A 13,954-nucleotide genomic window follows, 5' to 3' on the forward strand; every position below is an offset into this window, starting at 1 on the left:
CGGACCGATATGAGCGGGTTGGTCCGTGATTGCCACCCTAACGGAGCCGGCCCGGTCCGCGCCGGGGAACGGCGAGCGGACCGGGCCGGCGAGGCGGTTCCGGTTGATCGGGCGGTCAGCGGTCGGTACCCCGCCGGGGGCGCCAGACCACCAGCGCGGTGGAGGTGCGGTTGGTCGGTACCAGGTCACTACCCGGGAAGCGGGCCAGCGCCTCCAGCTCGGCGATCCGGCGGTACGCGGCGTCCAGCTCCTGCTCCAGCCGGGCCACCCGCTGCTGCGCCTGCTCCAGCAGCTGCTCCAGGCCGATGATCCGCTTGACCCCGGCGAGGTTGATCCCGTCGTCCTGGCTGAGGCGCTGCACCTCGCGCAGCAGCACCACGTCGCGGACGCTGTAGCGCCGCCCGCCGCCGGCGGCCCGCCCCGGCTGGACCAGGCCCAACCGGTCGTACTGGCGCAGGGTCTGCGGGTGCATCCCCGCCATCCGCGCCGCCACCGAGATCATCAGCACCTTTGCCTCGTAGGCAGGGTCGCCCGAACGGACGAACTGGTCCGACATCCCGCTCACCTCCGCGTGCACTCCACCGAGCCGAATGAACACCGGGTCAACTGAATCGACGCAGCCGCGCGTCGAGATGTTCCCGGGCGGCCGGCGGGGTCTGCGCGGCGAAGCTCTCCAACGCCGCGCGCGCCTCGTCGGACACCCGTGCGGGCACCATGACGTCGAGCGTCACCAGCAGGTCGCCCGCCCGGCCGTCGCGGCGGACCACGCCCTTCCCCCGGGCCCGCAGGACGCGGCCGCTCGGCGTGCCGGGTGGCACCCGCAGCGTCACCGCGCCGTCGAGGGTCGGCACCCGCAGGTCCGTGCCCAGCACGGCCTCCGCGAACGTGACCGGCACCGTCAACGTGAGGTCGTCGCCGGTACGCCCGAACAGCTCGTCCGGCCGCACCTTGACGTGCACGAAGAGGTCGCCCGCCGGCCCGCCCCGCGAGCCGGGCTCGCCCCGCCCGGTCAGCCGGATCTTCTGGCCGTCGGCCACCCCGGCCGGGAAGCGGACGTTGAGCGTGCGGGTCTTGGTCACCCCGCCGGTGCCCTGGCACTCGGGGCACTTCTCCTCCACGATTGTGCCGACGCCCTGGCAGTTGCGGCACGGCTCGGAGAAGCTGAACGACCCCTGGTTGCGGTTGGTCACCCCGGCGCCGTGGCACACCGGGCAGGTGCGCGGCTGGGTGCCGGGCTTGGCCCCGTCGCCGTGGCACGTGTCGCAGACGCCCGGGGCGCGCAGCGTCAGCGGGAGCGTCACCCCGCGTACGGCGTCGCCGAAGTCGAGGGCCACCTCGGCCTCGACGTCCCGCCCCCGGGCCGGTCCGCGGGCCGCCGCCGTCCCGCCGGGAGCACCGGCACCGCCCGAGAAGATCGAGCTGAACAGGTCCTGGAAGCCGGCCCCGCCGAAGCGGCGGTCACCGGCCCCGCCGGCCGCGCCCCCGAACAGGTCGGACACGTCGAACGGCATGCCGCCGGGCTGGCCCGGGCCACGGGCGCCACGCCGGAAGGCGCCCGAGCCGAACAGCGACCGCAGCTCGTCGTACTCGCGTCGCTTGGTGTCGTCGCCGAGCACCGCGTACGCCTCGGAGGCCGCCTTGAACCGCTCCTCGGCCTTCGGGTCACCGGGGTTGTGGTCCGGGTGTGAATCCCGGGCCAGCTTCCGGTACGCCTTCTTGACGTCGTCGGCGGAGGCGGCCTTGTCCACGCCCAGCACGGCGTAGAAGTCCTTCTCGATCCAGTCCTTGGAACTCACCGGTCCACCCCCTTCCCTAGCTGGGGACCGACCGTCCCGCCCGCCCTCGGGGGGCGGGCGGGACGGTCCGGTCGTCGTTCCGCACTACTCCGGGTCGGCGACCGCGACCATCGCGGGCCGCAGCAGCCGCTCACCGACCTGGTAACCCCGGCGCATCACCTGCACGCAGGTGGGCTCCGTGACGTCGGCCGAGGTCTGGTGGGCCACCGCCTCGTGCCGGGTCGGGTCGAACGGGTCGCCCTGCTCGCCGAACGGGGTCAGCCCGAACTTGCCCAGCGCCGTGGTGAGCTGCTCGGCCACCGTGCCGAAGGGCCCGACCAGGTCGCCGTGCTCGCGGGCCCGGTCCAGGTCGTCGAGGATCGGCAGCAGCGCGGCGAGCACGGCACCGGTCGCCTGCTCGGTGACCAGGCCCTTGTCCCGGTCCACCCGCTTGCGGTAGTTGGCGTACTCGGCCGTCACCCGTTGCAGGTCCCGGGTCCGCTCGTCGAGGTCCTTGCGCAGCGCCTCCAGCTCGGCGCCGAGCGCGGACCCGCCGCCGTCGACCGGCTGCGCGGGGGCGTCCACCACCGGCGGGCCGGCCACCTCGGCCGCCTCGACCTCGATCTCGTCGACGACGACCTCGGACTCCTCGACCAACCCCTCGGCCGGGGCGTCCGTCCCGGCGTCGGCGGCGGCCGGCTCGCCGCTCTCGCTGATCTTGCGGTTGTTGCGGATGACGACCCGCGGCCCGTCGCCGGCCTGGTCGGCGGGCGCGGAGCCACCCGGCGCCGACCCGTTCGTACCCGGGTCGGCGGCTCGTGGCTTCTCCGTCATGGGGTTACCTCATCCCTCTGCCGTGGTTCCGTGTCCGGGACGGATCGTCACTTCTTGTCCTCGTCCACGATCTCCGCGTCGACCACGTCGTCCGCGCCACCGGCCGGACCGCCGGCCTGCGCGCCACCGGCCGCGCCGGCGCCCGCGGCGCCCGGACCGGCCTCGCCCGGCTGCTCGTCCTGCTGGTTGTAGAGCAGCGAGCCGGCCTGCTGGGAGACCTGCGCCAGCCGCTCGTGGGCCGACTTGATCTTCTCGATGTCCTGACCGCCGAGCGCGCCGCGCAGCTCGCCGAGCGCCTCGTTGATCTGGTCACGGGACTCCGCCGGCAGCTTGTCGCCGCTCTCGGCCAGGAACTTCTCGGTCTGCCACTGGAGCGCCTCGGCCAGGTTGCGGGTCTCGGCCTCGTCGCGGCGGCGCTTGTCGTCCTCGGCGTGCTCCTCGGCGTCGCGGCGCATGCGCTCGATGTCGTCCTTCGGCAGCGAGGAGCCGCCGGTGATCGTCATCTTCTGTTCCTTGCCGGTGCCGAGGTCCTTGGCGTGGACGTTGACGATGCCGTTGGCGTCGATGTCGAAGGTGACCTCGATCTGCGGCACGCCGCGCGGCGCCGGCGGGAGACCGGTCAGCTCGAAGGTGCCGAGCTTCTTGTTGTAGGCCGCGATCTCGCGCTCGCCCTGGAAGACCTGGATCAGCACCGACGGCTGGTTGTCGTCCGCCGTGGTGAAGACCTCGGAGCGCTTGGTCGGGATGGTGGTGTTGCGCTCGATCAGCTTGGTGAAGATGCCGCCCTTGGTCTCGATGCCCAGGCTCAGCGGGGTCACGTCGAGCAGCAGGACGTCCTTGACCTCGCCCTTGAGCACGCCGGCCTGGAGGGCCGCGCCGACGGCGACGACCTCGTCCGGGTTGACGCCCTTGTTGGGCTCCTTGCCGGTGAGCTGCTTGACCAGGTCGGTGACGGCCGGCATCCGGGTCGAGCCGCCGACCAGGATGACGTGCTCGACGTCGGCGACCTTGATGCCGGCGTCCTTCACGGCCTGCTCGAACGGGCCCTTGCAGCGGTCCAGCAGGTCCTGCGTCATCCGCTGGAACTCGGCCCGGCTGAGGGTCACGTCCAGGTGCAGCGGGCCCGCCGCGCCGGCCGTGATGTACGGCAGGTTGATGTTGGTGGTGGTGGCGGCGGACAGCTCGATCTTGGCCTTCTCGGCCGCCTCGCGGAGCCGCTGGAGGGCCATCTTGTCCTGGCCCAGGTCGATGCCGTGCTCGCCCCGGAAGGTCTTCACCAGGTGGTCGATGATCCGCTGGTCCCAGTCGTCGCCACCGAGGTTGTTGTCACCGCTGGTCGACTTGACCTCGATGACACCCTCGGCCAGCTCCAGCAGCGACACGTCGAAGGTGCCGCCGCCGAGGTCGAAGACCAGGACGGTCTGCTCCTTGGAGCCCTTGTCGAGCCCGTAAGCCAGGGCGGCCGCGGTCGGCTCGTTCACGATCCGCAGCACGTTGAAGCCGGCGATCTCGCCGGCCTCCTTGGTCGACTGGCGCTGGCCGTCGTTGAAGTAGGCCGGGACGGTGATCACCGCGTCGGTGATCTGCTCGCCCAGGTACGCCTCCGCGTCCCGCTTCAGCTTCATCAGCGTACGGGCGGAGATCTCCTGCGGGGTGTACTTCTTGCCGTCGATGTCGACGGACCAGTTGGTGCCGATCTCCCGCTTGACCGAGCGGATCGTCCGGTCCGGGTTGGTCACCGCCTGGCGCTTGGCGACCTCACCGACGAGCACCTCCCCGTTGCGGGCGAACGCGACGATCGACGGGGTCGTCCGCGAGCCCTCAGCGTTGGCGATGACGGTGGGCTCACCGCCCTCCAGGACGCTGACGCAGGAGTTCGTCGTGCCGAGGTCGATACCGACCGCACGTGCCATCTTCGCTTCCTCGCTTCGTGACGTTGTGGGCAGGCCACGGGCCCTGCCCGCGAGCTGCCCGGCGGGCGTCGCCCGCAGCGACCCCACCACAAGTTGAGTGAACCTGACTCAATAGTGCCACGCCCCGCGAAATCGTCAAGTCGAGTTGAGCCGACCCCACGCAACCCCGGTTTGTGACCGACCGGTTGTTTTCCCTTGCGTCGGTCGGGCACGCTTTAGCGGTGACGACGCACGGCGATCCCGCCATCCCGGCCGGCACGCCCACCGTCGCAGCCCGCACCGGCCCCACGGACGCCGGGGAGGACCGGCCCGCCACCACCGGGGACGACAACCTGCCCGCCGCACTGGCCGGCCTGCGCGCCGCGATAGGGGCGGCCCGGTTCCCACTCGCGCTTCCCTCCGCCGAGCCCGCGCGACGGGCCGCCGGAAGCCTCACCGACCAACTCGACGACTACCTGCTGCCCCGGCTGCGGCGGCTCGACGCGCCACTGCTCGTGGTGGTCGGCGGTTCCACCGGCGCGGGCAAGTCCACCCTGGTGAACAGCCTGGTGCAGGCCCGGGTCAGCGCGTCGGGGGTGCTCCGTCCGACCACCCGATCGCCGGTGCTCGTGTGCAACCCCGCCGACTCGGGCTGGTTCCGCCAGGGCGAGCTGCTGCCCGGTCTCACCCGCACCAGCGAGCCCGGCGAGGATCCGGGCACCCTGCAACTGGTCACCGCCCCCGCCCTGCCGGCGGGACTGGCCTTCCTCGACGCTCCCGACATCGACTCGGTGGTCGACGCCAACCGGGCCCTGGCCGGTCAGCTCCTGGCCGCCGCCGACCTCTGGCTCTTCGTCACCACCGCCGCCCGCTACGCCGACGCGGTCCCCTGGGAGCTGCTGCGCAGCGCCCGGGCCCGTGGCGCGGTCATCGCCATGGTGCTGGACCGGGTCCCCCCGGAGGCGGCCGACGAGATCGCCGCCCACCTCTCCGAGATGCTGGCCGCGCAGGATCTTGGCGCGGCCCCGCTCTTCGTGCTGCCCGAGACCTGGGTCGACGGGCAGGGCCTGCTGCCCGAGCGGGTCACCGCCCCGCTCGCCGCCTGGTTCGCCCGGCTGGCCGCCGACGCCGACGCCCGGGCCGCCGTGGTCCGGCAGACCCTGGACGGCGCGCTCGCCGCGCTGCATCCGGCCACCGAGGGGCTGGCCGACGCCGCCGAGGAGCAGGTCACCGCCGCCGACGCGCTCGACGAGCGGGTGCTGGCCGCCTACCGGGGGGCGTACCGGACCGTCGAGCAGGGGCTGCGGGACGGTCGGCTGCTCCGCGGCGAGGTGCTCGCCCGCTGGCAGGAGTTCGTCGGCACGGGCGAGTTCTTCCGCAACATGGAGGCCCGCATCGGGCGGTTCCGCGACCGGGTGGTGGCCGCGGTCACCGGCCGTCCCGCGCCCGCCTCCGAGCTGCGGGACGCGATCGAGTCCCAGCTGGTGACCCTGCTGCGCGGCGTGGCCGCCGAGGCGGCGGAGAACGCCCACACCGGGTGGCGGGCGCATCCCGCAGGGGCGGCGCTGCTCGAACCGGGGCTCGCCCACCCCGCCGACGACCTGCCCGCGCGGGCCGAGCGGCTGGTCCGGGAGTGGCAGCGCGGCGTGCTGGAGCTGGTCCGCGTCGAGGGCGGCGACCGGCGTTTCGTGGCCCGGACGGCGGCGTACGCGGTCAACGCCACCGGGCTCGCCGTGATGATCGCGGTGTTCGCCTCGACGGCGTTCATCCCCACCGGGCTGGAGGTGGCCGCCGGGGCCGGCACGACGGTCGCGGCGCAGACCGTGCTCCAGGCGATCTTCGGCGACCAGGCCGTGCGTACGCTGGCCGCCAAGGCCCGGGCCGACCTGCTGGACCGGGTGCGGGCCCTGCTCGACGAGGAGGCCGCCCGCTACCTGGACCTGACGGCGCGCGCCCGGCCCACGGCGGACACCGCACAGTCCCTGCGCCGGGCCGCCAACGGGGTGGAACTGGCCCGGCGCCGGAGCGGCCTCGCCGACACGGCGGTCGCGGGCCTGCCCGGCACCGAGGGCGGAGGGTCATGACCAACATCGTCGGGCGGATGCGCGAGGCGTTCCGCGGCGACCAGCGGGTGGACGCCGACGTGCTCGTCGCCCGGCTCGACGCCGTGCGCCGTTTCCTCGCCGTCGTCGACGGCCACCTGCCGGACGCGCGGCTCGTGCCGGCGCACACCCTGGTCGAGCGGGCCGGCACCCGGCTGGCGCTCTCCCGCGACCACACGGTGGTGGCCCTGGCCGGGGCGACTGGCAGCGGCAAGTCCAGCCTGTTCAACGCGCTCGCCCGGATGACGCTCTCCCCGGTCGGGGTCCGCCGCCCGACCACCGGCGTCACGCACGCCTGCGTCTGGGGGCCGCTCGACGGCGGCAACCGGCTGCTCGACTGGGTCGGCGTGCTGCCCCGGCACCGGTTCGTCCGGGAGAGCGTGCTGGACGCCGACGACGAGTCCGCCCTGCGCGGGCTGATCCTGCTCGACCTGCCGGACTTCGACTCGGTGCAGCGTTCCCACCGGCTGGAGGTGGACCGGCTGCTCGGCCTGGTCGACCTCGTGGTCTGGGTGGTCGACCCGCAGAAGTACGCCGACCGCGTCATCCACACCAGCTACCTGAGCGAGTTCCACCGGCACCGCGACGTCACCCTGGTCGTGCTCAACCAGGCCGACCGGCTGCCTCCGGCCGAGCTGCCCCGGGTCCTGGCCGACCTGCGCCGGCTGCTCGACGCGGACGGCCTGGACGGCGTACCGCTGCTGGCCACCACCGCCGTCGACCCGGCGGGCATGGTCGGGCTGCGGGAGGCGCTGGAACGCACGGTCGCCGAGCGGCAGGCCGCGCTGCGACGGCTGCAGGGCGACCTGGACGCGGTGGTGGCCGGGCTCGACGAACTGGTCGGCGCCGCGCCCACCGACGGGGCGGACGACGCCACCGTCGCCGGGCTGCACCGGGCGCTGGCGGGCGCGGCCGGGGTGCCGGCGGTGGCCGAGGCCGTCGAGCGGGCCTACCGGCACCGGGGCGGCGCGGCCACCGGCTGGCCGCTGGTCCGGGGCTGGCGGCGGCTGCGGCCCGACCCGCTGCGCCGGCTGCACCTGCCCCTCCCGGCTGCCGGCCGCGACGAGCCGGCGGAGAGCCTGGTCGCCGCGACGTCGGTGCCCGACCCCACCGTCGCGCAGCGCTCGGCGCTGGGGCTGGCGATCCGGTCGGTGGCCGACCGGGCCGGGGCGGAGCTGCCCGCCTCCTGGCCCGCCGCGGTGACCACCGCCGCCCGGTCCCGCCTCGGCGACCTGCCGGACGCGCTGGACCGCGCGGTGGCCGGCACGGACCTCGGCATGGACCGGCGGCCCTTCTGGTGGCGGCTCGTCGGCGGCCTCCAGTGGCTGGTCACCCTGGCCGCACTGGCCGGGCTGGGCTGGCTGGCGCTGGGCTACGGGCTGCGCGTGCTGGGCCTGCCGGCGCTGGAGCACCCGATGGTCGGCGAGGTGCCGCTGCCCACCCTGCTGCTCCTCGGCGGCCTGCTCGCCGGGCTACTGGTGGCCTTCCTGACCAGGCCGGTCATCCGGTGGGCGGCGCGCCGGGCCCGACGCCGGGCCGAGCAGCGCCTCACCGGCGCCGTGGCGGCCGTCGGTGAGGAGTACGTGCTGACCCCGGTCCGGGCCGTCCTCGCCTCCTACAGCGAGGCCCGGTCGACGCTGCGGGAGGCCGCCGGCCGCTGAGCCGCCGATCCCGCCCGGCGGCGGCCGCAGGTCGGCGGCGGTGCGCCGTGCCGCGGGGCGGACGCCCGGGTCGCTCGTGCCGTCCGGGGGCGGGCGGCAGCGTAGGGTCGGTGGATGGGAACGCCTCAGACCCCGTACGACGCGGTGCTGCACGCCGCCCGCGACGTGGCCAAGCTCGACAACGCCCTCGACGCGGAGATGCTCGGCGCGGCCCTGCTCGGCAGCGTCTACTCGGTCGCGGAGACCGAGCGGGACGCCGCCGTCCGGGACTTCGTGGCCGGCTTCCTGACCGCCACCGCACGCCGCCGCTCGGCCGCGGCGACCACGATCCGCGCCGTGTTCGCCGCGCTGGTGCCCGACGCCGACGGGGCCGAGCGGGTCCGCCCCGGCGCGGCCACCCCGGCCTGGGCCGCCCAGCTCGGCCAGGTGCACCTGACGGGCTGCTGGTCGTACGGCGACGTGTACGGCGACCAGACCTCCTACCTGGCCACCTTCGCTTACGACGACGCGTCCGGCGGTGGGCCGCACGCGGTGGTGACCCTCCTCGACCACAACATCGGCATCGCCAAGGACGTCTTCGTCGGCGGGCCGCCGGACCGGATCCTCGACCAGGTCCGGCAGATGTGCGACGGGGACGAGCTGACCTGGTTCCGCGACGAGGAGCCGGCCCGGATGCGCGCCGAGGTGACCCGCCACCTGGCGATCACCGACGGCCTCACCGAGCTGCCCGGGGAGGGCTCGCTCGCCACCGACCGGGCCCTGCTCGGCGCCCGGCTGGCGCGGCTGCCCCGGGCCGGCGGCGCGGCCTCCGCGCCCACCCCGGAACCGCTCTCCGCCGCCGGACGTACGGAGCTGGTCCGCCGGTTCCTCGCGTCGCCGGAGGCGGCCCGGTTCGGCCTGGACGCCGTCGACGGGCCGGAGCTGGCCTCCCTGCACTTCTGCCTCAGCCTGCTGCTGGACCACTCGGCCAGCTTCCCGGACGCCGACCCGATGCGGTGGAGCCCCACCGTGGCCGGGCTGTTCCTGCTCGACTGGGTGCACCGTCGTGCCGTGCTGGACATGGACGACGCCGCGCTGCTGCCCCGGGTGCTGCGCGGCTGGGCCGGGTACGCCGCCCGCAAGCGCGGCCTGCCGGAGCAGGCGGCGGAGCAGACCGACACGGCCATCGAGGAGATGGTGCCGGAGTTCGCCCGCCTCTACAGCACGGGCGAACGCCGCAGCCCCGCCACCGCCGCGGTCGCGCAGCTGATGGCAGACGGCGTCGACCCCGACGACCCGGCCGCCCTCGACGCCTGGATCGAGGCCAACCGGCACCGCCTGGCCGACGACGGCGTCTGACGGGCTCGGGTGGCACCCTGCGGGCGGCACGCCGTGCGCAGGGTGCCCACCGCCAACCCCGGTGGCGCTCGACCGGCTCAGCGCAGGGCGGCGAAGACGACCCCCGCGACGAGGGCGCCGAGCAGGCCGCCCGCGACGACCTGGGGCACGGTGTGGTCGCGCAGCCGGACCCGGGACCAGCCGACGAGCACGAGCAGCGGGGCGGTCGCCAGCAGGGCGGCCCCGAACGTCAGCACCAGCACGACCACCGTGCCGGCGGCCACCGCCGAGTGGATGGACATCTTCCACCAGTGGCTCACCGTGACGGCCACCACCAGGCCGACCAGCCCGGCGGCGGCCAGGGCCAGCACCGGTCGCGGCGCGCCGAGCGCCGCGAGCAGGGCCAGCCCGGCGGCGACCGAGCAGAGCCCGAACAGCAGCGGAACCCGGCGCTGCTCGCGGACCCCGACGTGATGGTCGGTCAGCCGGCCCCGCCGCACCCCGCCGAGGATGTACGCGAACGGGATGCCGCTGACGAAGAGCGTGGCCAGCAGTCCCCAGGCCAGGCCGTGCGCGCCGCCCCGGGCGCTGTGCCAGCCGACCGCCAGCGTCAGCGCCGAGACCAGCACGGCGGGCGCGGTCAGCTCGGTCACGTACCGGGCGAGCCGCAGGGTCCGACCGGGTGGCGGCGCGGCGGCCGGCCGGGCCCCGGGTCCCGCGCCCGTACCTTCCGCTCCGCTCAGCGTTCCGCCCCTGATCCACCCCGGGCCGCCACCCGGAGCCGTCCCCGTGGCGTCCGCCACCGGCCCTCACGGGGCCCGGCGCGGGTCACGGCGACCACCTGCCGTCGATCGTCACCGTACCCGTGGTCGACCGGCCCCCGTGGGTGTCCGCGTCGGGCGGTCGGGGCGGGTCGGCGCGGCGCTCGCGCCGGGGTCGACCGTCGCGCTGGCCACCGGGTCGTCCCGTGCCGGGGAGGCGGGCGACGCCGGGGAGGCGGGCAGCGGGGTGGGCTCGGGCGCCGGCCGCGAGAGCGACGCGGTCGGCTCCACGGACGACGGCGTGCCGGTGGGCGGGTCGCTCGGCCCGGGCACCGGGCTCGGGCTCGGACTCGGCGAGGGATCCGGTGCGGGGCTGGGGGACGGCGAGGGGCTCGGGGACGGGCTCGCGGGGGGAACCGGTCGACCGCTGGGCCGGGGCGGCGGGACCGGCGGCGGCGGAGGCTTCGGGCGCCCCACCCCGCCGTGCTCCGGCGGCGGGAGCGGCGCCGCGACGATCGGCGTACGCGGGTCGGGCGCGAAGGGCCCCCAGGCGGTAGGGGTCGCCACCGCCGGTGCCGGAGTCGACGGGACGAGCGGCGGCTGGCTCGTCACCGGCAGCGGGATCACCACCGGGCCGACCGACGGCGTCGGGAGGAAGGGGGTGCTGCCGTCCGGCAGGGCCGTGCTGCCGACCGTGGCGGAGCCCGTGCTGATCGCGGCGAGGATCGGCATCGACGCGGTGCCCGCGAGCAGCGCCACGGTGAACAGGTAGCCCCGGGCCGGTCCGCCCGCACCGGGCGCCCGGTGCGCGCCGACGACCCGGCGGTAGCCCCCGGGGGCGCGGTGCCGGCCGAGGAAGGGCGTGGCGGCGGGACCTTCGGCTGGCTCGGACACCGCGCACTCCTCCTCGTTGCACCCGACGGCGGACGGCACGGCGACCGGCCCCGGGCGCCCGGTGGCACCCGCAGGCGGGAAACGGCAAACCGCGCCCGACGGGGACGATCCCGTGCCAATCAGCCTGGACCAGTAACGCTCAGTCAGCCAACCCCGCACAGCGTGTCGACACGCGTATCTGGCCGAACGGTGACGAACCACCGCCGGATCGGCCGCGCGTCGTTGCACCGGACAACCTGCGCTCCGTGCGACGAAGCGGGCCGCCGCGGCGGCCGGGCCCGGGCGCGGTGTGGGCGCAGTCACGTGTGATGCGAATATGGACCACGACGGCAACGCAGCCACGACCTCCGCGCACCCTCGCGGCAGGCGCGGCTGGGCGCCGGCGCTCCCGATCCGGGTTCGGCCAAGAATCCGGCTCACGCCGCGCGGCAACCCCCACCGGGGCTAGGCGCGACCGCCAGGAACCGGTCCGGCACCAGCCGGACAGGCGCACGAGTTGCGCGGCCGGGTGACCCCCCGGTGCCGACGCAGACAGACAGGGAGAGACGGATGGCAAAGGGCGACCCCGGGGTCTCCAGCCGCGGCCGACGCGCCGCACCCCGGTCGAGAAAGGGTGCGACCGGAGACCCGCAGCTGGTGCAGCTGCTCACCCCGGAGGGTGAGCGGGTGGAGAGCGCGACCGGCCCGGACGGGACCGAGTACCGCGTGGACTTCACCGACGAGGAGTACCGCGGCCTCTACCGCGACCTCGTGCTGGTCCGCAAGCTCGATGCCGAGGCCACGGCGCTTCAGCGCCAGGGCGAGCTCGGCCTCTGGGCCAGCCTGCTGGGCCAGGAGGCCGCGCAGGTGGGTTCGGGGCGCGCTCTGCGTACGCAGGACATGGCCTTCCCGACCTATCGGGAGCACGGCGTCCTCTACTGCCGGGGCATCGACCCGATCATGCCGCTCGGGCTGTTCCGCGGCGTCGACCAGGGCGGCTGGGACCCGAACGAGTTCAAGTTCAACATGTACACGATCGTGATCGGGGCGCAGACCCTGCACGCCACCGGGTACGCCATGGGCGTCCACATGGACGGCAAGACCGGGACCGAGGACGGCGAGGCGGTGATCGCCTACTTCGGCGACGGCGCCACCAGCCAGGGCGACGTCAACGAGTCGTTCGTCTGGGCCAGCGTCTTCAACGCCCCGCTGGTGTTCTTCTGCCAGAACAACCAGTACGCCATCTCGGAGCCGCTGGAGCGGCAGACCCGCGTGCCGCTCTACCAGCGCGCTGGCGGCTTCGGCTTCCCCGGCGTCCGGGTCGACGGCAACGACGTGCTCGCGTCGTACGCGGTGACCCGGCACGCGCTGGACAACGCCCGGCTCGGCCAGGGCCCCAGCCTGATCGAGGCCTACACCTACCGGATGGGCGCGCACACCACCTCCGACGACCCGACCCGCTACCGGATCGCCAGCGAGGTCGAGGCGTGGCAGGCCAAGGACCCGATCGCCCGGATGAAGTCCTTCCTGACCAAGCAGAAGATCGCCGACGCCGACTTCTTTACCTCCGTCGACGAGCAGGCCCGCACCGAGTCGGTGCACCTGCGCGAGCGGGTGCTCGCCATGCCCGACCCCGAGCCGGTGACGATGTTCGACCACGTCTACCCCCACGGGTCCCCCGAGCTCGACGAGCAGCGGGCGCAGTTCACCAGCTACCTGGAGTCGTTCGAGGGGAGCGCGCACTGATGGCCACGGAGACGCTCAGCCTCGGCAAGGCACTCAACACCGGTCTACGCAGGGCCCTGGAGGACGACCCGAAGGTCGTCATCATGGGCGAGGACGTCGGCAAGCTCGGCGGCGTCTTCCGGATCACCGACGGCCTCCAGAAGGACTTCGGCGACCAGCGGGTGATCGACACCCCGCTCGCCGAGTCCGGCATCATCGGCACCGCGGTCGGCCTGGCCATCCGCGGCTTCCGGCCCGTCTGCGAGATCCAGTTCGACGGCTTCGTCTACCCCGCGTACGACCAGATCGTGTCGCAGGTGGCGAAGATGCACTACCGCTCGCAGGGCAAGGTCCGGATCCCGATGGTCATCCGGATCCCGTTCGGCGGCGGCATCGGCGCGGTCGAGCACCACTCCGAGTCGCCGGAGGCGTACTTCGCCCACACGGCCGGCCTGAAGGTGGTGTCCTGCAGCAACCCGCAGGACGCGTACACGATGATCCAGCAGGCCATCGCCTCGGACGACCCGATCGTCTTCATGGAGCCGAAGCGGCGCTACTGGGAGAAGGGCCCCGTCGAGCTGGACGCCCCGCTCTCCGGCGCGTACCCGCTGCACTCCGCCCGGGTCGTCCGGCCCGGCACGGACGCCACGGTGCTGGCGTACGGGCCGATGGTGCGCACCTGCCTGGACGCGGCGACCGCCGCCGCCGAGGACGGCCGGGAGCTGGAGGTCATCGACCTGCGCTCGCTCTCCCCGCTGGACCTGGCCGCCGCGTACGAGTCGGTGCGGCGCACCGGCCGCTGCGTGGTTGTGCACGAGGCCCCGAGCAACCTGGGCCTGGGCTCGGAGATCGCGGCCCGGATCACCGAGGAGTGCTTCTACTCCCTGGAGTCCCCGGTGCTGCGGGTGACCGGCTTCGACACCCCCTACCCGGCCGCCCGGGTGGAGGAGGAGTACCTGCCCGACCTCGACCGGGTGCTCGACGCCGTCGACCGCACCTTCGGCTGGTGAGCGG

The 13,954-nt window shown here is 74.6% G+C and carries 11 protein-coding genes; 6 read left to right on the forward strand and 5 right to left on the reverse strand.

Translation table 11 applies throughout. The features are described 5' to 3' along the window. Positions 1-115: 115 nt before the first annotated feature. The 4 genes from V6V16_RS05695 to dnaK all read right to left on the reverse strand — a co-directional run bounded on the left by V6V16_RS05695 (position 116) and on the right by dnaK (position 4,522). A complete protein-coding gene (locus tag V6V16_RS05695) occupies positions 116-556 on the reverse strand; it encodes a heat shock protein transcriptional repressor HspR (RefSeq protein ID WP_334560090.1) in 441 nt (146 codons plus the stop codon). 46 nt (positions 557-602) lie between these two features. Further along, positions 603-1,796, reverse strand: coding sequence for a molecular chaperone DnaJ (dnaJ, locus tag V6V16_RS05700; RefSeq protein ID WP_334560093.1), 1,194 nt, complete (start codon positions 1,794-1,796; stop codon positions 603-605). 84 nt (positions 1,797-1,880) lie between these two features. Then, a complete protein-coding gene (gene grpE, locus V6V16_RS05705) occupies positions 1,881-2,609 on the reverse strand; it encodes a nucleotide exchange factor GrpE (RefSeq protein WP_334560095.1) in 729 nt (242 codons plus the stop codon). Positions 2,610-2,656: 47 nt separating this feature from the next. Beyond that, positions 2,657-4,522 carry a molecular chaperone DnaK gene (dnaK, locus tag V6V16_RS05710; protein ID WP_334560097.1) on the reverse strand — a complete coding sequence of 622 codons (1,866 nt, stop codon included), beginning with the start codon at positions 4,520-4,522 and terminating at the stop codon, positions 2,657-2,659. Between the two features lie 221 nt (positions 4,523-4,743). Between dnaK and V6V16_RS05715 the strand changes: the two genes are divergently transcribed. From V6V16_RS05715 to V6V16_RS05725, 3 genes are all read left to right on the forward strand, one after another. Continuing rightward, positions 4,744-6,585 (forward strand): GTPase domain-containing protein, encoded by a 1,842-nt coding sequence (locus V6V16_RS05715; protein ID WP_334560100.1) that lies wholly within the window; start codon positions 4,744-4,746, stop codon positions 6,583-6,585. After that, the gene (locus V6V16_RS05720) at positions 6,582-8,264 is read left to right on the forward strand and encodes a GTPase (RefSeq protein WP_334560103.1); all 1,683 of its coding nucleotides are present in this window, start codon (positions 6,582-6,584) and stop codon (positions 8,262-8,264) included. The genes V6V16_RS05715 and V6V16_RS05720 overlap by 4 nt, the downstream gene beginning before the upstream one ends. Before the next feature lie 114 nt (positions 8,265-8,378). Then, positions 8,379-9,602: a hypothetical protein gene (locus V6V16_RS05725; protein ID WP_334560106.1), complete on the forward strand. Its 1,224-nt coding sequence runs from the start codon at positions 8,379-8,381 to the stop codon at positions 9,600-9,602. Between the two features lie 77 nt (positions 9,603-9,679). On the opposite strand, the gene V6V16_RS05730 is transcribed toward V6V16_RS05725, so the two are convergent. Next, complete coding sequence (locus tag V6V16_RS05730) at positions 9,680-10,234, reverse strand: phosphatase PAP2 family protein (RefSeq protein ID WP_334560109.1); 555 nt, start codon at positions 10,232-10,234, stop codon at positions 9,680-9,682. 229 nt (positions 10,235-10,463) lie between these two features. Here V6V16_RS05730 and V6V16_RS05735 point away from each other — a divergent pair, with 229 nt between their 5' ends. The 3 genes from V6V16_RS05735 to V6V16_RS05745 all read left to right on the forward strand — a co-directional run bounded on the left by V6V16_RS05735 (position 10,464) and on the right by V6V16_RS05745 (position 13,950). After that, on the forward strand, positions 10,464-11,114 hold the full coding sequence (locus V6V16_RS05735) for a hypothetical protein (RefSeq protein WP_334560112.1): 651 nt from the start codon (positions 10,464-10,466) through the stop codon (positions 11,112-11,114). A gap of 671 nt (positions 11,115-11,785) precedes the next feature. Next, positions 11,786-12,961, forward strand: a complete 1,176-nt coding sequence (gene pdhA, locus V6V16_RS05740) for a pyruvate dehydrogenase (acetyl-transferring) E1 component subunit alpha (RefSeq protein ID WP_334560115.1) — start codon at positions 11,786-11,788, stop codon at positions 12,959-12,961. Next, positions 12,961-13,950 (forward strand): alpha-ketoacid dehydrogenase subunit beta, encoded by a 990-nt coding sequence (locus V6V16_RS05745; protein ID WP_334560117.1) that lies wholly within the window; start codon positions 12,961-12,963, stop codon positions 13,948-13,950. Before pdhA ends, V6V16_RS05745 begins: the two co-directional genes overlap by 1 nt. Positions 13,951-13,954: the final 4 nt, after the last annotated feature.

It is taken from the genome of Micromonospora sp. CPCC 205561, assembly GCF_036906775.1.
Lineage (GTDB): Bacteria > Actinomycetota > Actinomycetes > Mycobacteriales > Micromonosporaceae > Micromonospora.

What these genes read in the sequence shown, in the direction of transcription:
- V6V16_RS05695 (WP_334560090.1), bottom strand. Translation starts at nt 556, where the DNA reads ATGTCGGACCAGTTCGTCCGTTCGGGCGACCCTGCCTACGAGGCAAAG.
- grpE (WP_334560095.1), bottom strand. Translation starts at nt 2,609, where the DNA reads ATGACGGAGAAGCCACGAGCCGCCGACCCGGGTACGAACGGGTCGGCG.
- dnaK (WP_334560097.1), bottom strand. Translation starts at nt 4,522, where the DNA reads ATGGCACGTGCGGTCGGTATCGACCTCGGCACGACGAACTCCTGCGTC.
- V6V16_RS05720 (WP_334560103.1), top strand. Translation starts at nt 6,582, where the DNA reads ATGACCAACATCGTCGGGCGGATGCGCGAGGCGTTCCGCGGCGACCAG.
- V6V16_RS05725 (WP_334560106.1), top strand. Translation starts at nt 8,379, where the DNA reads ATGGGAACGCCTCAGACCCCGTACGACGCGGTGCTGCACGCCGCCCGC.
- pdhA (WP_334560115.1), top strand. Translation starts at nt 11,786, where the DNA reads ATGGCAAAGGGCGACCCCGGGGTCTCCAGCCGCGGCCGACGCGCCGCA.
- V6V16_RS05745 (WP_334560117.1), top strand. Translation starts at nt 12,961, where the DNA reads ATGGCCACGGAGACGCTCAGCCTCGGCAAGGCACTCAACACCGGTCTA.